The organism is Arenibacter hampyeongensis (assembly GCF_002909255.1).
Taxonomy (GTDB): domain Bacteria; phylum Bacteroidota; class Bacteroidia; order Flavobacteriales; family Flavobacteriaceae; genus Arenibacter; species Arenibacter hampyeongensis.
Window position 1 is genome coordinate 202,070 of the sequence record NZ_PIOB01000006.1, and the last position, 19,141, is coordinate 221,210.

Consider the following 19,141-nt stretch of genomic DNA (forward strand, 5'->3'; position numbering starts at 1 on the left):
AGATAAGGAGTTATATTTATTAACTTTAATTAAATCATATTCAAAATGGGACAAATAGTGAGATGGGGAATTATTGGCTTGGGCAATATTGCAAATAATTTTGTCAAGGACCTGGCCCTGGTTCATGAAGCCGAAATATATGCCGTAGCCTCTAGGGATATGAATAAAGCTCAAGCATTTGCCAAGGAATACCAAGTGCCAAATGCTTTTGGGAGCTATAGAGAACTTTTCGAATGCCAGGAGGTGGATGTGGTCTATATTGCCACACCACACACCTTGCACTCCGAACTTTCTATAATGGCCATGAATCACGGAAAGCACGTGTTATGTGAAAAACCCATGGGTGTGAATAGGGTAGAAGTCCAAAATATGATAGTCGCTGCGCAACAGAACAAAGTATTTTTAATGGAAGCCTTATGGAGCAGATTTAATCCTACCATTAAAAAAGTTAAGGAGATGGTAGATACAGGTGAAATAGGTTCATTGGCCTATTTACATGCAGATTTTGCCTTTTATGCCTTGGATAGGGATTTTGAAGGAAGGGTATTGAATCCGAAACTCGCTGGAGGATCTTTACTGGATATCGGAATTTATCCCATTTTTTTAAGCTATTTGCTTCTTGGAAAACCAGATCAAATTTTATCCACCTCCAATTTTCATGGGAATGGTGCAGAAGTCCAGACTTCGATGATATTTAAATATCCGAAGGCCCAGGCCATTTTATATTCGGGCTTTACCAGTAGATCCGAAATGAAAGCAGAAATATCCGGGCAAAAAGCCACCATATACATTCCCGGCAGGTGGCATGTAGCTCAGGGATATACGCTTGAGGGAAATAATGAACTGGAAGAGATTAAGCTTCCAACTACTGGAAAGGGGTATTATTATGAAATCAATGAGGTACATGCCTGTATTAGTAAAGGTAAATTGGAAAGTGATCTTTGGAGCCATCAAAACAGTTTGGATTTAATTACCATATTGGACACAGTGAGAAATCAAAATGGAATAGTATTTCCTTTCGAGGAATAACATTTTTAAAAAATGCACTTCGGGATGACGTTGAAATAATTTCTACATCGGTTGAGAACTCCTTTTGAGCATAATAGCTAACGGCTCTCCTCTTGGAACGCAGAGGGCAATGAATTGCCATGCTCTTAGTGGGGGAAAGGCCTGGTAACGATCGGGAGGGGAAATTGAAATCCCTGGCCATAAACCCATACCCAGTCTATTGTCCCTGCCCATAAACTAGGTCCATCAATCCCTTCCAGCTCCTCCGCAGCTAGCAGAGGATCCACCTTCCCTTATCCAGGGGAAGGCACTCTTGCTGTCATCATTGCATGCCAGTTTTTACCTAGGAGCTTAACTCTTGTACCTTATGGCTTTTAGTTATTCCGTCATCGGTAGGAATAAAGTTTTTTGTTAGGTGATAAATTCTTGTAAAATTTACGATATTTGAGGTACTACAAACCAAACCGATTAAAACATGGGAATGAATAAGAATACAGTGCTTGCTTGGGCAACCTTTATAATGATAATTGTAGGTCTTTCGCTTATTGCGTTGGGTGCTTTTAGATACGATGATGTAGCCGGATGGGGATTTGCCTCGGTTGGAATAGGTTTCTTCGCAATTGCATGGGTTTTTAATGCCTTAAAAGGAAGGGTTTAAAATATTCCTATAGGTTAATTTTAAACTTATGAATAGAATATAAGGCTGGAATTCCTTTGTAGCTGATATCACACTTCAATTTTAAATAATCAAAATTAATAATACACATATAATATGTCGGACGATAAGAAAGTAATTTTCTCCATGTCCGGGGTAACCAAGACTTACAAAACTGCCAATACCCCGGTATTAAAGAATATTTATTTAAGCTTCTTTTATGGAGCAAAGATCGGAATTTTAGGTCTTAATGGTTCAGGTAAATCTACCTTGCTAAAAATAATTGCCGGAGTGGATAAAAACTTCCAGGGAGATGTAGTTTTTTCTCCGGGGTATAAGGTTGGTTATTTGGAGCAGGAACCCCAATTGGACGAAAATAAAACAGTGCTGGAAGTGGTCAAGGAAGGGGTTGCCGAAACCGTTGCCATTTTGGACGAGTACAATAAGATAAATGATATGTTCGGGCTTCCCGAAATATATGAGGATGCAGACAAAATGCAAAAACTCATGGACAAGCAAGCAGAACTTCAGGATAAGATAGATGCCACCAATGCCTGGGAGCTGGACACCAAACTGGAAATTGCCATGGACGCTTTGCGTACCCCGGACTCCGATAAGAAAATTGGCATACTTTCCGGTGGTGAAAGGAGACGTGTTGCGCTTTGCCGATTATTGTTGCAGGAACCTGAAATTCTATTGTTGGATGAGCCAACGAACCATTTGGATGCAGAATCTGTTCATTGGTTGGAGCATCATCTAGCAGAGTATAAGGGAACCGTTATTGCCGTTACCCATGATAGGTATTTCTTGGATAATGTGGCCGGATGGATATTGGAATTGGATAGGGGCGAAGGTATTCCGTGGAAAGGGAACTACTCTAGCTGGTTAGATCAGAAATCCAAGCGTATGGCCCAGGAGAGTAAAACAGCCTCCAAAAGACAAAAAATATTGGAGCGAGAGCTGGATTGGGTTAGACAAGGGGCAAAGGGTAGACAGACCAAACAAAAGGCCCGTTTGCAGAACTATGATAAATTAATGAGCCAGGACCAAAAGCAATTGGATGAAAAACTGGAGATATATATCCCTAACGGACCTCGCCTGGGGACAAATGTTATAGAGGCCAATGGAGTAAGTAAGGCCTACGGTGATAAGTTACTATATGAAAATTTAAATTTTAAATTGCCACAAGCGGGAATAGTCGGTATAATTGGTCCCAACGGGGCTGGTAAAACTACCATTTTCCGTATGATAATGGGTGAGGAAAAACCTGATAAGGGTGAATTTGTTGTAGGGGACACCGCAAAAATCGCCTATGTAGATCAAAGTCATTCCAATATCGACCTTGAAAAATCTATTTGGCAGAATTTTAGTGATGAGCAGGAATTGATCATGATGGGTGGCAGACAAGTAAATTCAAGAGCCTATTTAAGTAGATTCAATTTTTCTGGTAGTGAGCAGAACAAAAAAGTGGATAAGCTTTCAGGTGGGGAGCGTAACCGTTTGCATTTGGCCATGACCTTAAAAGAGGAAGGTAACGTATTACTTTTAGATGAGCCAACCAACGATTTGGATGTGAATACCTTAAGAGCCTTGGAAGAAGGTCTGGAAAATTTTGCCGGATGTGCGGTGGTTATTTCCCATGACAGGTGGTTCCTGGATAGGGTTTGTACGCATATTTTATCATTTGAAGGGGATTCCCAAGTCTATTTCTTTGAAGGATCTTTTTCCGAATATGAAGAAAATAAAAAGAAACGTTTGGGAGGTGATTTAATTCCTAAGCGACTAAAATATAAGAAGTTGATACGGTAATTCAGAAGGTTTAGCAAAAAAACGCTGTTTCTTAATCATCTCGATTGTAGAAACAGCGTTTTATGATTTAAAAGGCTTCGGATTTAATTTTAACCCATATGATTTTTCACAACATTGATTAATAATCTTCCTTAGGATACCAATCCAATTGTACCACTTCAATATTGGCGTCTTTACCATTTACCAACTTTTTAAACTTAACAACGTCTCCAACATCGGGCTTGCCTCTATAATGATAGGGATATACTTGTTTGGGCTTAAATTCAACTACGGCATCCGCAGCACTCTCAACGGTCATGGTATAAGGAAGGTTCATGCAAACAAAGGCCTTGTCTATATTTTGTAGTGCACGCATTTCCGGAATATCCTCGGTATCCCCTGAAAAATAAATGCGTTGGTTGTTTTTACTTAGGACATACCCATTACCTCTTCCCTTGGTATGAAAGTCTTTCGCTTCTTCCCTTAGATTGTACATGGGTATCGCTTCGATATTAATTTCAAAACGTTCCTTTGAGTCCCCATTATTGAGAATATCCAGTTGGGGCGTAAATTCTGACGGAATCTTATCGGCTACAGCCTGTGGCACAATTATTTTGGCCTTTGAGGTATTTAATCCCTGTAGTGTTTCCAAGCTAAAGTGATCTCCGTGAATGTCGGTAATCAATATTAGGTCCGCCTCCTTGACATTGGAAAATGCATCCTTGCCTCCAACGGGATCTATATATATGATTGTCCCATCCCAATCCAAAACTGCCGTAGCGTGTTCAATTGGGGTAATATTAAGACCTGAAGCCGTATTTTCAGCAACAAGCTCAACAACATCATTTTTAACAGGAGATGACTTGGATTTTTCCTTGCACCCTAGTGTCAAAAAAAACGTTAAGGAAACCAAGCCTATAATAAAATTTGAATACCGCATGATTAAAATATTTTAAATTATTAATAGTTCCATTTTAATATCACTCCTTGCGTAGGGTAGATTTTTTTCAATTTCAACCTCCATAAAGCCATATTTCTTGTAGATATATAGGGCATTTTCCAACTTGGTGTTGGAATACAATACTAATTTCTTCCATCTCTTTTGTTTCGCAAGATCAATTGCAAAATTTAGAAGTGCCTGACCAATTTTTAATCCCTGATAATTTGGATCTACCGCCATTTTACCCAATTCATATTCATTCGCTCCCATTTTTAGCAATGCAAAACAACCTACTAAATCCTCCTTGTACTGGGCAAAAAATATATATCCACCCTTATTTATTATGTTGGCCTCACAATTTTCCAAAAGAATGGTATCTTTTGGTTCAACATAAAAATATTTTTCCAACCATGCTACATTAAGTTCTTTAAACCTTTTGGCATAGCTGGATTTAAAGGAGACTATTTTTAAATCCATAATAGCGAAATCACCTTATTCCTATAGTTAAGGTAAGAATTTTGGAATCTTTGGGAGAATATTTATTTTTTTTTAACTAAAAAAATCTAAAATCCAAACTTGATCGTATATAGAGTGTTACAAACAAATAATTTTAAGACTAAAAAAAAATTAAATAATTAATAATTACAATTATGACTGAAACAAAAAGTAATAATGGATTGAAAGTTATAGCAGGTTTATTAGGTGTGATTTTACTTGGTGTAATCATTTACACAGTAAGTTTATATCAAGATAAACAAAAGAACACTGCATTACTTACAAAAGAAAAAGAATTGGTTGTTGAAGACTTGACCAGTTTAAAATCAGAATACGACAAAGCTATCTTGGAAAGTAATGCTACCAATGAAGAATTGGTTTCTGCCAGAGATAACATTGCAAAATACATTGATTCTGTTAAAACTATGAAATCTGATATTGCAAGCCTTTATCGATACAGAAAACAAGTTGGTATTTTGACCAAAGAAAGAGAGCAATTAATAAGAAAAGTAGATTCTTTGACCAGATCTAATACTTTCTTGGCAATGCAAAGAGACAGTACTTATGTTGAATTGGAAAAACAAACAGTTTTCAACGACTCATTGGTAGTACAGAACACTCAGTTGGCAGATGTTGTATCTAAAGGTTCAGCTTTAAATTTATCCAAATTTTCTGTAGATGCGGTTAAAGAAAGAACTAGTGGTAAAATGGTATCTACTTCTAGAGCTAAAGCTACTGACAAATTAAAAGTTTGTTTCACGGTTGCCGATAACGTAATTGCACAAGCTGGTGACAGACAATTCTTTATTGAAGTTTTAGATCCACAAGGAAATGTACTTGGAGAAAGTTTCTCTAAAACAAGTGATTCAGGAGCTTCTGTCACTTACAGTAAAGGAACCGATTTCTACTATGAGAACCGTTCTTTGGATGTATGTGATTTCATTGACAAGCCAGCTGGAGAATTCCAAAAAGGGAATTATATGGTAAATGTTTATGACAATGGTTTAAAATTATTGGGAACTTCCAAGTTTCAATTGAAATAATAGTAACACTATCCATTTAACTAAAAAGGCCAATCTCTCGGGATTGGCCTTTTTTATTCGTGAGACCTGTATTTCAAAAGCCGCAGGCGTATTGAAAAGCGATAGTCGAACTAACCCCGCCTCCTCGGCTGGGTTTCTTGTTTAATTACCCAGATCCTTGGATCGGGACCTAAAAGGTGTCCAGGGATTGGCTTGGGATTTAATACCCTTTATTATTTAAACTAATCCCGTATTAATAAAATTAATCCCGCTAAAAAAGAGGGCTAAAAATTTCTGATATCAGACAGCTTGCTTCGCTTCGTTTTCTTATTGACTTCAATTCTTAATTTAGAGTACCTACCATATCTTCTGGTTTAACCCATTCATCGTAGTCCTCTGCTGTAACGTAACCCAGATTAATGGCTTCCTCCTTTAAGGTAGTACCATTTTTATGGGCGGTATTCGCTATTTCCGCAGCTTTATAATAACCAATTTTTGTATTTAATGCGGTTACCAACATTAAAGAGTTATTTAGAAGTTGCTTAATTACATCGTAATTGGGTTCTATGCCAACGGCACAATTCTCATCAAAACTAACACAGGCATCTCCGATTAATTGTGCGGATTGTAAAATATTAGCCGCCATCATGGGCTTAAAAACATTTAGTTCGTAATGGCCTTGGGTTCCACCTACACATATGGCAACGTCGTTCCCCATTACTTGTGCACAGACCATGGTCAAGGCTTCACATTGGGTTGGATTTACTTTTCCCGGCATAATGGAACTACCTGGTTCGTTCGCTGGAATAATAATTTCACCGATTCCAGATCTTGGCCCTGAAGCCATCATTCTAATATCATTGGCTATTTTATTAAGTGCTACTGCCAACTGTTTTAAGGCTCCATGACTTTCTACAATGGCATCATGTGCGGCCAAGGCCTCAAATTTGTTCTCGGCTGTTTTAAAAGGTAATTTGGTAAATCTGGAAATATACTGTGATACAAGAACATCGTATCCGCTAGGGGCATTTAAACCAGTTCCAACGGCAGTACCTCCAAGTGCCAGCTCACTTAAATGGTCCAAGGTGTTATTCAAAGCTCTCAACCCGTGGTCCAATTGTGAAACGTAGCCAGAAATTTCCTGTCCCAAGGTGAGGGGAGTGGCATCCATTAAATGGGTACGTCCTATTTTTACAACCTTGGAAAATTCTTTTGCCTTTTTATCCAATGTGTTTCTTAGTTGTGTTACACCTGGAATGGTAACCTCTATAATTTTTTTATAGGCGGCAATATGCATCCCAGTAGGAAAGGTGTCATTTGAAGATTGGGATTTGTTTACATCGTCATTGGGTTGTATGGTTTTTTCACCTTCACCAATTTTCTTTCCCGCAAGTTCATGGGCCCTATTGGCAATTACCTCATTCACGTTCATATTACTTTGAGTTCCCGAACCTGTCTGCCAAATCACCAAAGGAAATTGGTCGTCGTGTTTTCCATCTATAATTTCATCGCAAACCTGGGCAATACGATCTCTTTTTTCGAGGGAAAGTACACCTAATTCATGGTTGGCGTAGGCTGCCGCTTTTTTTAAATAGGCAAATCCATAAACTATATCCAATGGCATTGATGCCACTGGACCAATTTTGAAATTATTTCTTGAGCGTTCGGTCTGCGCTCCCCAGTATTTGTTGGACGGCACTTTAACCTCGCCCATGGTATCCTTTTCTATACGGTATTCCATAATTTAAATTGAGTTTATGATAATTACAAATTTACGTTTATATCAATGAGTTATAAAATTTAAGAAGCTAGATTTATTATTTTAATGGGCATTTTATAGATTTATAACAATTCTAAAATCATCTGTTTTACCAATTCGGTTATGGCAATTTCTGAATATATTATAATTTTATAATACCTTAAATCCGATGTAATTATTTCGTAATTTAATAAAGTTCTTTAAATGGCAATTTCCTGCCAGGTGTTTTTTTATTCATTATTCAAATCTATAAGGTATTATGAAAAAAATTACTAACTTTTCAATGGGTTTTTTAGGGTTTTTTGCCCTACTATTATTGTTTGGGGGTTGTTCCACCGACACGGTAATGGAACCAACAGAACAGATCTACCCCTTATCAGTGAAATCAAAAATGGGGGAAACTTTTAATTTTACTACTTCCTTAAAAGGTAGGAATGAAGTACCGGAAGTAATATCCAATGCTGCCGGGCATGTAAGCATTAAGATCAGTAAGGATGAAATGTCCATTTATTACAAAATTACCGCTGCCAATATTGAAAATGTGAGGGCATCCCATTTTCACATAGCCCCTGCTGGGACTAATGGGGGAGTGGTAGCATTTTTGTATTCCAATCCGGATCAGCCCTCCGGTCCACAGAACGGTGTTTTGGCAGAGGGAATAATTACTGCAGATAATCTGATCAACTCAATGTTCGAACATCCCTTGTCCGACTTGATCGATGCAATCCGGGCCGGGAATGTGTATGTAAATGTTCACACAAATCAGTTTCCTGGTGGGGAGATAAGAGGACAACTGTAAGTTAATTCAATTTTGAAGTCTAATGCTACAAAGAGTAGGTTATAAATGGATTATTGACCTGCTCTTGTAGTAATAGCTTTTAACCTAACTCAATCTATTAGGAACTTATCCATAATTTCAGGTGTAGGCACCATGCAGGCCTCTTTTTTGCCATACCATTGATACCTGTTTTTGGCAACGTAGTCATATAGCCAATTCCTTATCTTTTCAGGAATCCATTCCAAAACGCTTGTCAAACCCCAAGCACCTCCAAAAGATTGGGCAATTTTTAGTGCGGCGGTAGATTTGGTATAATAGGCTACTCCCGGCTCAATTAGAATAATGGAATCGATCACAGAAGTGTCAATTCCACGTTCCTTGGCTAATTTTTGTCCTACTTCACTTTGAAGGGCAGCAAACTTAAAATCGTTACGGCTATCGTGTTTAATTACGTATTGCACGGAACGGTTACAGAGGTTACAAACCCCGTCAAAAAGAATTATTTTTTTGTTTTCAATCATTTTAGCGGAGTTGCGACCCCCTTTTTTTTTTATTTTTTTCTTTCTACCAATTCCAGTTGGTCTACTCCCACATTGGTGGTAAAAATGCCATAATTGACAATGGCCTTGTTTTTTTCCAAACTATCTATACTGCCTACAGCTTTTCCGTCTATTAATCGAACTCGATCCCCCACTGTAAATATGGGACGTGGTTTGTTTTTTTCCTTTACTTCGGCCTTCTTCTTCTCTACTTTTTTCTTTTCACGGATTACCTCCACCTTTTTAATGACCTCTTGTTCAACTTTGGCCTTTCTTGCCTTTTGTACCTTAACTTCCTTTACAGTTTGTTTTTTACGCTTACTGTTTTCTGTTTCCACAATACGTATTAATTCTGAAACCAAAATACGTTTCTTATTATCATGAAAATATTTTTCTGCTGCCGTATTCACCTTGTTCCCCAAATAGATCATCCTCTGGTTGTGGTCATAGAGCTCCTGATAATTTTCCAATTTAGATTTGATCTTGGAATTCAGGTCCTCCAGTTTTTGGGCTTCCGTTCTAGCCTTGGATTCCTCCTCCTGTAGTCTGGAACCCGTTTTCTCCATTTTACTGCGTTCCTTTTGCAGCTTTGCAATGGTGGCATCAAAACGTACCTTACCGCGCTCAATTTTCTTTTTAGCATTGTTTATGAGGCTATAGGGAATACCATTCTTCTGCGCCACTTCAAAGGTAAAGGAACTACCGGCCTGTCCCAAGACCAATTGATAGGTGGGTTCCAATGATTTTCCATCGAATAGCATATTGGCATTGCTTACATGTGGTAATTCATTGGCCAAGAGTTTTAGATTGGCATAATGGGTAGTAATAACTCCATAAGCTCCGCGTTCGTAGAAAACTTCCAAAAAAGTCTCGGCCAGGGCACCGCCCAATTCGGGGTCACTTCCCGTACCAAATTCATCTATTAGAAAAAGGGTTTTATCGTTGCACTTACGTAAAAAATAATTCATGTTCTTTAATCGGTAACTATAGGTGCTAAGATGGTTCTCAATGGACTGGTTGTCACCAATATCGGTCAATACATTGTCGAACAAACAAACCTTGGAACGCTCGTGAACAGGGATCAATAAGCCACTTTGAAGCATTACCTGCAATAGTCCTATGGTTTTCAAGGTAATACTTTTACCTCCTGCATTGGGTCCGGATATGACGATAATCCTATTTTCCGAATGCAGGCCAATGGTTTGTGGATACGTTTTCTCATTTTTGTATTTATTGCTCAAATACAGCAAAGGATGGTAGGCATCCCTAAGGTAAAGCTCTCGGTTATCACTTATTTCGGGCAATAGGGCATCCATTTCCAAAGCATATTTTGCCTTCGAAGCGGTTATGTCCATATGTACAAGAAAACCCTGATATGAGTAAAGATCGGGTGCAAACGGTCTTATACGCTTCGTTAGATCGTTCAATATTTTTTGTATCTCTTCACGTTCCTCGAATTCCAGGTTACTTAGTTCCCTACTGTACCTAAGAGTGGCTTCAGGCTCAATGTATACAATACTGCCTGTTTTGGAGGTCCCCATTACGGCGCCCTTCACCTTTTTCCTATACATGCTCTTTACGGCAAGTACTCGTCTATTATCTACCACAGACTCCCTAATTTCGTCCAACAGTTCGGAAGCGTGATAGGTATTAAGGGCACTGGCAAAACTTTGATTTATTTTGCCCTTGATTCCCACCATTTGGGAGCGTATGTTTTGGAGGTTATTGGAGGCATTGTCCCTTATTTCCCCAAACTTATCCAAAACCCCGTCTATATGCCGAGGAATCTCTGTGTTCAGGGTAATGGATTCTGTAACCTCAAAAAGTAAGGGATAGTATTCCTTGAATTTTATAAAAAATTTTATGTGTGTTGCAACTGTTGTACAAAGGGTACCAATTTTCTTAAAACCTCCAACTTCCAAGGTTGTATTCTCAATTTTAAGGAGCTTTAATTCAGAGTTTATGGCATCAAAATTATGGTTGGGTATCCTATTGTCATTGGAGTAGGATGCCAGATACTCTGAGGTTTGTCCCAAAACTTTCAAAAGTTCTGTTTTGGACGCTATGGGTTCCAAGCTTACTACCTGTTCCTTCCCTAGTTCTGTGGTACAACGCCCAGCCAATTGTAGGAGTACGGTGTTAAATTCTAAATCTTGAAGCGTTTTTGAACCTATATTATTCATCTATTGCAATTTCCTTTCCGTAACATTTTATAACCTTCAAAGGTAAGGAATAGGAGCAATACGGAAAGACAGTAAAAGCATGTATTTATAGCAGGAATCAACCTTTTTTAGTCGAATGAGCTATTTAAAATAGCTAAAAAGGAGATGAATGTTGGTCTTTAGGACAATAATTTTGGCACAGTATATGTTTTATAGCTATACTATTACAATAGTTTTAAATAAAAACCATAAAAGTCCTACCTATGAAAAACCTTAAATTAATCTTCGGATATATTGGTCTTGGCATTTTATTGATATCCTGTAGTGCCACCAATAATTTAACCATGGGAGCTACAGAACCGGCCATTGTTCATCTTCCAAAAGATATTCAGAGAATTGGTATTATCAATAGAAGTTTACCTTCTGAAGGTAATAAGTCAATTGATAAAATTGATCAAATATTGTCGGCAGAGGGACTCAATCTAGATAAAAAAGGAGCTGAGGCCGCCATTACTTCATTGTCCGATGAATTGGTAAGATCAGGTAACTTTGAAGAAATTCTGATTTTAGACAACGAAACAGGAATTAGAAAAGGATTGGATGTTTTTCCGGCCAGTCTATCGTGGGATACAATTGAAGAGATCTGTGAAGCCAACGGTGTAGATGCCATCTTTTCGCTGGCATATTATGATACCGATACACAGGTATCCTATAAACCATCGGTTATGCAACTACCCAACAATTTGGGAATAAAAGTGGCCGTCCCGGCCCATGAAGTAACTTTGAACACCTTGATAAAAAATGGATGGCGTATCTATAACCCACAGTCTAGGGAAATTGTAGATGAATTTATGTACACAGATCATCTGGTCTCCTCTGGAAAAGGAATTAATCCAGTTAAAGCGATTGAAGCTGTGGCCCGAAGGAATGAAGCTGTTGAGGAATTTAGTAAAAATATAGGGTACGCCTATGGATCTAGACTTTCGCCATACAAACACAGAATCAGCAGGGATTATTTTGTTCGTGGCACGGACAATTTTGTGGTGGGCAAAAGAAGGGCACAAACTGGGGATTGGCAGGGTGCTGCCCAACTTTGGGAAAAAGAGCTGGATAATTCCAAAGCTAAAATTGCGGGAAGAGCCCATTATAATATGGCGATAATAAATGAAATTAATGGTGACTTGAACGCCGCAATGGACTGGGCATCAAAATCCTATGCGGATTATGACAATAAGGATGCCCTCAGATATTTAAATATTCTAAAATATAGGCTATCGCAAAATGAAGTCCTTGAGCAGCAAGCTTCGCGATAAGCAGATTTGCCTTTAAAGGGTATTTGTATTTTTTAAAAACTTCAACAAAAGAGTCCTGCTTCCATAAAAATGGAAACTGGACTCTTTTGGCATATTGGGCTTATTGAAATGGTCCCATCGAATTAAGTGCCAATTTAAAATAATATGGATCCCTTTTGTAAAAAGAAGGGTCTTTGCGCAAAAAAGGTTTGAAAAAGCCTCCAAATTCAATGATTTTGGGACTAATGGACAATATTTTGCCTATAAAATGAGTTTTAGCAAGGTTATGTTAATACGCCTAATCCTTTTATCAATTGAATTTCATTTAAATAGCATGAGCAAGTTTTTTATAAGGCTTTTTGCATCAGGCCTACTAATTATAATTATAAGTTGTAGCCCAACTAAACAAATTATTCTTCAGACGATGGAGCCCTCTCCTGTGCATATTTCAAAAAAAATAAAGAAAATAGGTATCACTAATAGAAGTATACTGCCAGATGTAGATCAAGATGAAACAGGTCTTAATAGAATGGTGTCCGCCGAAGAACAGTGGCTTTCAGAGCAGGGTAGGGATGCAGCTCTTACAGGTTTATTCAATGAACTGTTGAAGGATAACCGATTCCAGTCTATTAAAATGCTCGATTCCGTACCGGAAGGACTTCTGAATTTTGACCCTGGAAATGATTCCATTTCTTGGGAATCCATAGAAAAAATTTGCCAGTCCTACAATGTGGATGCCATATTTTCCATGTCCTATTTTGATGCGGAGACCACTGTTTCCGTAAAAAAAACATCGATGATGCAACCTAACCTAATGAGAGTAAAGGTAAAGGTACCGGCCCAAGAGATTACTTTGGCAACACTTATAGAAAATGGCTGGAAAATTTATTATCCTAATAAGAACGAAATTATTGATGAATTTGTTTTTAATGGTCAGGTGGTTTCCAAGGGCAAAGGTACAAGCCCTATTGAAGCTTATAGGGCCATAGAAGGGCGGAAGGACACCTTGGTTGAACAGAGCAAGACCACGGGCAGCAATTATGGCCAACGATTATTACCTTTTGAAAACAATGTAGAGAGATCGTATTTTACACGTGGTACCGATAACCTGGACCAAGCTGGCCAACTTATAGAAAATGGAAATCTACTGGGAGCGTCAGAATTGTGGAAAAAGGATGTAGAGAATTCCAATCCTCGAATTGCAGGAAAGGCATGTTATAACATGGCGGTTTTAAACGAGATCAATGGCGACTTGAAATCGGCCATGGAATGGGCAACAAAATCACATACGGATTATGATAATAGGGAAGCCCTTAAATATATGGAAGTACTTAAGTTTAGGTTGACCCAAAACCAAATTCTGGAACAGCAGGTATCCCGATAACATATTCTCTTAAATTGACTGTCCAATCAATACCCCTAAATCAAAGTCCAATGGTTGTAAAGTGGTGTTAACCACGCTTAGAAAGACTGCATGGTAACCAACTTATTATAAACCCCATCTTTTGCCAAGAGTTGTGCATGAGATCCCTGTTCAACAATCTCTCCCTTCTGTAAAACCACTATTGTGTCGGCATTTTGTATGGTGGAAAGCCTATGGGCTATTACAATGGAAGTCCTGTTCTGCATCATTTTCTCCAAGGCATCCTGTACCAATCTTTCACTCTCGGTATCCAAAGCGGAGGTGGCCTCGTCCAAAATCATTATAGGTGGATTTTTAAGAACGGCCCTGGCAATGGACAATCGCTGTTTTTGACCCCCACTCAATTTATTGCCACTATCACCTATGTTGGTGTTATATCCTTGTGGCAGTTCCGAAATAAAATCATGGGCATTGGCTATTTTGGCCGCTGCAATTATTTCTTCCTCAGTAGCATTATCCTTGCCCAATCCTATATTGTTTTTCACCGTATCATTGAAAAGAATGGAATCTTGCGTAACCAGCCCCATTAGGCTGCGAAGCGATTTTTTGCTAAAATCCCTTATATCTGTACCATCTATTGCAATATCCCCTTCATTTACATCATAAAAACGGGTCATTAAATTGGCTATAGTACTTTTGCCGCTACCAGATTGGCCTACAAGTGCCACGGTCTTACCCTTGGGGACTTTTAGGTTGAAATTTTTCAGGACGTACTCATCCTCATACTTGAAGGAAACGTTTTTAATTTCTATACCTTGATCGAAAGTGGATTTAGAAACGGCATCCTTCTTTTCTACAATAGGGTTATCCGTTTCCAAAATTTCCAGCACCCGTTCCGCTGCGGAATTACCTTTTTTAACTCCAAAGGAAGCCTTACTTATAGCTTTGGCCGGGGTAAGAATATTGTAGGCCAGCCCCATATAGGCAATGAATGAGGATGCATCCAAGGTCTTATCTATCAGGACCATTTTTCCTCCGAACCAAAGTAATACCCCAATGACCAATATTCCTAAAAATTCTCCTGTAGGGGAAGCAAGATTTTGTCTAATCAACAACTTATTGGAGAAGTGAAAAAACCTATTGGTGGAATTGGAAAATGTTTTATAAAATCTAGATTCGGAATTAAAGGCCTTTATGACCCGTAATCCACCCAGAGTTTCTTCCACAATGGATAAAAACTCCCCTTGTTCCCTTTGGACTCTATCGGATTTCTTTTTCAAGGATTTTCCAATTCTAGAGATAATCATGCCCGCTATAGGAATAAAAATAAAAACGAAGAGGGTAAGCTTGGTACTTATCCCGAACATAATCACAATAGTAAACAGAATTGTAAGTGGCTCTCTGACAATAAGTTCCAAAATAGAAAGGAAAGAATGTTGAATTTCCAAAACATCAGAAGTTATACGGGCAATAACATCGCCCTTTCGCTTTTCAGAATAATAGGAAATAGGCAAATCCACTATTTTGGCGTACATTTTATTTCTAATGTCCTTTAATACCCCATTTCTTAAAAAGGTAATGAAATACATGGCCAGATAATTAAAGAAATTCTTTAAAAGAAAAAGAATCAATACCAGGCCAATGACTAAGACAAGCCCCTTCATTTCATCATCGCCTGAATAAGCGTTGACACGATAATTAATATAATCCTGTAGATAATCCTTTAGTTCGCCAATGCCTTCATAGGCCGGTTCTACCAAAATCTTTTTTTCCGGCTTAAAAAGCACATCCAACATGGGAATTAAAGCGGCAAAGGAAAGGGCACTGAAAAGTGCGTATAGAATATTAAAAAAAATGTTTAAAAATCCGTATTTACGGTATGGTTTCGCAAAGCGAAGAATTTTCTTAAAATACTCCATTAACCTATGTTCAGCTCTTTAAGGATTCTTTCAATTTTGGCATCTAGTTCTGCATCCACTTTTTTATAATCGGCTGCATTCTTCAATTGGGTATTGATGCTAAAGTAAAATTTGATTTTGGGCTCTGTACCACTAGGTCGGGCAGCCATTTTGGTACCATCCTGTGTTATGTAAATCAAAACGTTGGATTTTGGTATATCTATAGGGGTAACTTTACCCGTAATTATATTTTTAGAGGTTGCCGTATTGTAATCTTCTACAATAACCACTTTGGAACCATCAATGGTTTCAACAGGATTATCCTTGAAATCGACCATCATTTGTTTAATTTCCTCGGCACCGGACATCCCCTTTTTGGTCAAGGAAATTAATTTTTCCTTAAAGAATCCGTAGTTTACATAGCATTCTATTAAATCCTTGTAGAACGAACTGCCATTTGCCTTGGCATTGGCACCAATTTCGCAAGCCAGTAGGGTAGAGGTAACTGCATCCTTATCACGTACAAAATCACCTACCATAAAACCAAAACTTTCTTCCCCTCCCCCAATAAAGGGCTGGTTCGGGAAATCCTTTATCATTTTGGCAATCCATTTAAAACCTGTCAAGGCAGTTTTACATTCCACCCCATAGGCTTTGGCCAATGAGTCCATCATAGGAGTTGAAACAATGGTAGAGGCAATAAACTCCTTCCCTGATATACCCTTTTTCTTTCTTTGGTCCAATAAGAACTTGGTCATCATGATCATGGATTGGTTACCGTTCAGGATTTCCATTTCTCCCTTCAAATTACGAACGGCCACTCCCAGTCGGTCACTATCCGGATCGGTCCCAATAACCATATCCGCGCCAATTTCCTCGGCTTTTTTAATAGCCATGGATAAGGCTTCAGGCTCTTCTGGGTTAGGGGAAACCACAGTTGGAAAATTACCATCGGGTTTGGCTTGTTCCTCAATGACGGTAACATTCTTGTACCCGGCCCTTTTCAGTACTTCAGGAATTACGGTTATGGATGTGCCATGCAATGAGGTAAACACAATTTTAAAATTGTCCTTGCCCTTGGCATTGAAGTTTCCATTTTTAACGGATGCCCCAATAAAGGCTTCGTCTACCTCCTTGTCTATTAATTCTATCAAGCTTTCATTTGCATTGAATTTGATATCTTCAAAGGCAAGGCTATTTATTTCGCTGACAATGGCTTCGTCCTCAGGTGGCACTATTTGTCCGCCATCTGTCCAATATACTTTGTAGCCATTGTATTCAGGTGGATTATGTGAAGCCGTTAAAACAATACCGGCATGGCAGTTAAGGTATTTTACCGCAAAAGACAATTCGGGAGTGGTTCTCAATTCCGAAAAAAGGTACACCTTTATACCATTGGCAGCAAATACTTCTGCAACGGTTCTGGCCAGGGTGTCGCTGTTATGCCTACAGTCATAGGCGATGACTACCTTAACCTGTTCATTGGTATATACCTGATTTAGGTAGTTGCTTAGCCCTTGGGTACTTTTTCCCAAAGTATATTTATTGATTCTATTGGTACCGGCCCCCATAATTCCACGCATTCCACCAGTTCCAAATTCAAGGTTCTTGTAAAAGCGGTCTTTTAACTCTTCGGTATTGTTGTCAATTAATTTTTGAATCTCGTTTTTGGTCTTGTCGTCGAAAAAATCGGTCAACCAGCTTTTGGCATTTTTTAGTATGGCTTCCATAGTCTTTTGGTGTTATATGTTCTTAAAAATACAAAGAATATTCGTTTATTTTTCGGTAAGATTTATCTCTTCTGTGATATTATAGCGGGTTTCATTCTTTCTGGACCGTACCATGATTTCCCCCAAAAAGCCGGCTAGGAAAAGTTGTGTTCCTATTACCATGGCTATCAGTGCTATATAGAATTGAGGTCGCTCCGTTATGAGCCTTCCAAAGGGATTGATAAAAACTTTATCAATTCCCAAATAAAGTGCAAATCCAAAACCAATTGTAAACATTAATACCCCCAAAGCACCAAAAAGATGCATGGGCCTTTTTCCAAACTTGGAAACAAACCATATAGTAATTAAATCCAGAAAGCCATTTATAAAACGATCCATCCCAAATTTGGTCTTTCCATATTTCCTTGCCTGATGTTGTACAACCTTTTCATCTATTTTGTTGAAACCCGCACTTTTGGCCAATACAGGAATATAACGGTGCATTTCTCCAGATACTTCAATGGTCTTTATAACCTCCTTTTTATACGCTTTTAGGCCACAATTAAAATCGTGCAAGCGTACACCGGATGTCTTACGGGCAGCCCAATTAAATAATTTGGAGGGGAGATTTTTGGAAATGATGGAGTCATATCTCTTTTTTTTCCAACCGGAAATAAGATCAAATCCTTCCTTGTCAATGAGATTAAACAATCCCGGAATTTCCTCCGGATTATCCTGTAGATCGGCATCCATAGTTATGACCACATCACCTTGAGCGGCTTTAAAACCGGCATGTAAGGCTTGGGATTTACCAAAATTCTTTAGGAAGCGGATTCCCTTAACATTGGGATTGGACTTGCCCAATTTGGTTATAATGTCCCAAGAAGTATCTGTACTTCCATCATCGATAAAAAGTATTTCATATAAAAAATGATTGGATTGCATTACGCGTACAATCCAATCATGCAGTTCTGTTAACGATTCTTCTTCGTTGAGTAAGGGAATTATTATGGATATATTCATTCGGTACTAATGGAAAATCTTTTCAAAAGTACAAATTACTGAATAGTTTCTTGCTTTTTTAAAATTAATGCTGGAATAAGGGATAATAAAAAACTTGCCACGACACTATAAACCAGTCCGAATACAATCTGCATGGAGGGTGTAGTGAATTTTTTACCCATTTCCATTTGGGCGTCTATTTGATCAGGGGTCATTTTGGTGGTTTCCAAAAGCGTCCCCTTTTGGTACTCCATGGCCTTGTTCATCATTTCAGGGTCAATAACTCCGGCCATAATCTGATTGAACAGAATACCTATAATACCTCCGATAAGGCCAATACCGACCCCAATCTTTAAGGCTTGTCCAAAGGACATTAAGCCGTTATTATCCTTTCTAAATTGGAGCATTCCAATAACCATCATTACAATAGTTATAATAAGGCTAACGCTCAACACCATCATCCCGCCTTGGTAATGCATATCCAAAGAGTATAGCATTAGAGCAAATACAATGCCTATGGCACCCAATAATAGGCCGTAGGTTAAAGCATACTTTCCTGTTTTTGGTTTGGTTTCTTCCATGTTGATTAAAGTTTTTAGATTTTTTCTGATTAGTTGCGAAGATGTTAAATTTGTTACATTTAAAGTTAAGTAATTTTTATTTTTCCTTTTTTAGGAATTTAAGTTGTTCTTTTCAGAAAAATATTTAAATTTGCACCTCGAAATTAAGCA

16 protein-coding genes are annotated in these 19,141 nt (G+C 38.3%); 7 read left to right on the forward strand and 9 right to left on the reverse strand.

Annotation, left to right across the window (positions count from 1 at the left end; genetic code table 11):
- The first annotated feature begins 45 nt into the window (after window positions 1-45).
- From CWD91_RS15795 to ettA, 3 genes are all read left to right on the forward strand, one after another.
- Window positions 46-1,029 (forward strand): Gfo/Idh/MocA family protein, encoded by a 984-nt coding sequence (locus tag CWD91_RS15795; RefSeq protein ID WP_103441934.1) that lies wholly within the window; start codon window positions 46-48, stop codon window positions 1,027-1,029.
- A 454-nt stretch (window positions 1,030-1,483) separates the two neighbouring features.
- Window positions 1,484-1,666, forward strand: a complete 183-nt coding sequence (locus CWD91_RS15800; protein ID WP_031443882.1) for a CAL67264 family membrane protein — start codon at window positions 1,484-1,486, stop codon at window positions 1,664-1,666.
- A gap of 114 nt (window positions 1,667-1,780) precedes the next feature.
- Window positions 1,781-3,472: an energy-dependent translational throttle protein EttA gene (ettA, locus tag CWD91_RS15805; RefSeq protein WP_103441935.1), complete on the forward strand. Its 1,692-nt coding sequence runs from the start codon at window positions 1,781-1,783 to the stop codon at window positions 3,470-3,472.
- A gap of 118 nt (window positions 3,473-3,590) precedes the next feature.
- Here ettA and CWD91_RS15810 read toward each other — a convergent pair whose 3' ends face one another.
- Both CWD91_RS15810 and CWD91_RS15815 read right to left on the reverse strand, forming a co-directional pair.
- Window positions 3,591-4,391, reverse strand: a complete 801-nt coding sequence (locus tag CWD91_RS15810; RefSeq protein WP_103441936.1) for an MBL fold metallo-hydrolase — start codon at window positions 4,389-4,391, stop codon at window positions 3,591-3,593.
- 12 nt (window positions 4,392-4,403) lie between these two features.
- Window positions 4,404-4,868 carry a GNAT family N-acetyltransferase gene (locus CWD91_RS15815; RefSeq protein WP_103441937.1) on the reverse strand — a complete coding sequence of 155 codons (465 nt, stop codon included), beginning with the start codon at window positions 4,866-4,868 and terminating at the stop codon, window positions 4,404-4,406.
- Between the two features lie 173 nt (window positions 4,869-5,041).
- Between CWD91_RS15815 and CWD91_RS15820 the strand changes: the two genes are divergently transcribed.
- The gene (locus CWD91_RS15820; RefSeq protein ID WP_103441938.1) at window positions 5,042-5,929 is read left to right on the forward strand and encodes a hypothetical protein; all 888 of its coding nucleotides are present in this window, start codon (window positions 5,042-5,044) and stop codon (window positions 5,927-5,929) included.
- A gap of 322 nt (window positions 5,930-6,251) precedes the next feature.
- Here CWD91_RS15820 and fumC read toward each other — a convergent pair whose 3' ends face one another.
- On the reverse strand, window positions 6,252-7,649 hold the full coding sequence (fumC, locus tag CWD91_RS15825; RefSeq protein WP_103441939.1) for a class II fumarate hydratase: 1,398 nt from the start codon (window positions 7,647-7,649) through the stop codon (window positions 6,252-6,254).
- Between the two features lie 277 nt (window positions 7,650-7,926).
- Here fumC and CWD91_RS15830 point away from each other — a divergent pair, with 277 nt between their 5' ends.
- Window positions 7,927-8,466, forward strand: coding sequence for a CHRD domain-containing protein (locus tag CWD91_RS15830; RefSeq protein ID WP_103441940.1), 540 nt, complete (start codon window positions 7,927-7,929; stop codon window positions 8,464-8,466).
- Window positions 8,467-8,555: 89 nt separating this feature from the next.
- Here the strand turns inward: CWD91_RS15830 and CWD91_RS15835 are convergent, their stop codons facing one another.
- On the reverse strand, window positions 8,556-8,966 hold the full coding sequence (locus CWD91_RS15835) for a thiol-disulfide oxidoreductase DCC family protein (protein WP_103441941.1): 411 nt from the start codon (window positions 8,964-8,966) through the stop codon (window positions 8,556-8,558).
- A gap of 29 nt (window positions 8,967-8,995) precedes the next feature.
- Window positions 8,996-11,167 (reverse strand): endonuclease MutS2, encoded by a 2,172-nt coding sequence (locus CWD91_RS15840; RefSeq protein ID WP_103441942.1) that lies wholly within the window; start codon window positions 11,165-11,167, stop codon window positions 8,996-8,998.
- A gap of 242 nt (window positions 11,168-11,409) precedes the next feature.
- Between CWD91_RS15840 and CWD91_RS15845 the strand changes: the two genes are divergently transcribed.
- Together CWD91_RS15845 and CWD91_RS15850 are read left to right on the forward strand one after the other, a co-directional pair.
- Window positions 11,410-12,459, forward strand: coding sequence for a DUF6340 family protein (locus CWD91_RS15845; RefSeq protein ID WP_103441943.1), 1,050 nt, complete (start codon window positions 11,410-11,412; stop codon window positions 12,457-12,459).
- A gap of 313 nt (window positions 12,460-12,772) precedes the next feature.
- Window positions 12,773-13,822: a DUF6340 family protein gene (locus CWD91_RS15850; RefSeq protein ID WP_157943817.1), complete on the forward strand. Its 1,050-nt coding sequence runs from the start codon at window positions 12,773-12,775 to the stop codon at window positions 13,820-13,822.
- Between the two features lie 77 nt (window positions 13,823-13,899).
- Here CWD91_RS15850 and CWD91_RS15855 read toward each other — a convergent pair whose 3' ends face one another.
- The 4 genes from CWD91_RS15855 to CWD91_RS15870 are packed head-to-tail and all read right to left on the reverse strand — an operon-like array spanning window position 13,900 to window position 18,991.
- Window positions 13,900-15,720: an ABC transporter ATP-binding protein gene (locus tag CWD91_RS15855; protein WP_103441945.1), complete on the reverse strand. Its 1,821-nt coding sequence runs from the start codon at window positions 15,718-15,720 to the stop codon at window positions 13,900-13,902.
- On the reverse strand, window positions 15,720-17,429 hold the full coding sequence (locus CWD91_RS15860) for a phospho-sugar mutase (RefSeq protein ID WP_103441946.1): 1,710 nt from the start codon (window positions 17,427-17,429) through the stop codon (window positions 15,720-15,722). The genes CWD91_RS15855 and CWD91_RS15860 overlap by 1 nt, the downstream gene beginning before the upstream one ends.
- A gap of 45 nt (window positions 17,430-17,474) precedes the next feature.
- The gene (locus tag CWD91_RS15865; RefSeq protein ID WP_103441947.1) at window positions 17,475-18,431 is read right to left on the reverse strand and encodes a glycosyltransferase family 2 protein; all 957 of its coding nucleotides are present in this window, start codon (window positions 18,429-18,431) and stop codon (window positions 17,475-17,477) included.
- A gap of 35 nt (window positions 18,432-18,466) precedes the next feature.
- The gene (locus CWD91_RS15870; protein ID WP_103441948.1) at window positions 18,467-18,991 is read right to left on the reverse strand and encodes a DUF4199 domain-containing protein; all 525 of its coding nucleotides are present in this window, start codon (window positions 18,989-18,991) and stop codon (window positions 18,467-18,469) included.
- Window positions 18,992-19,141: the final 150 nt, after the last annotated feature.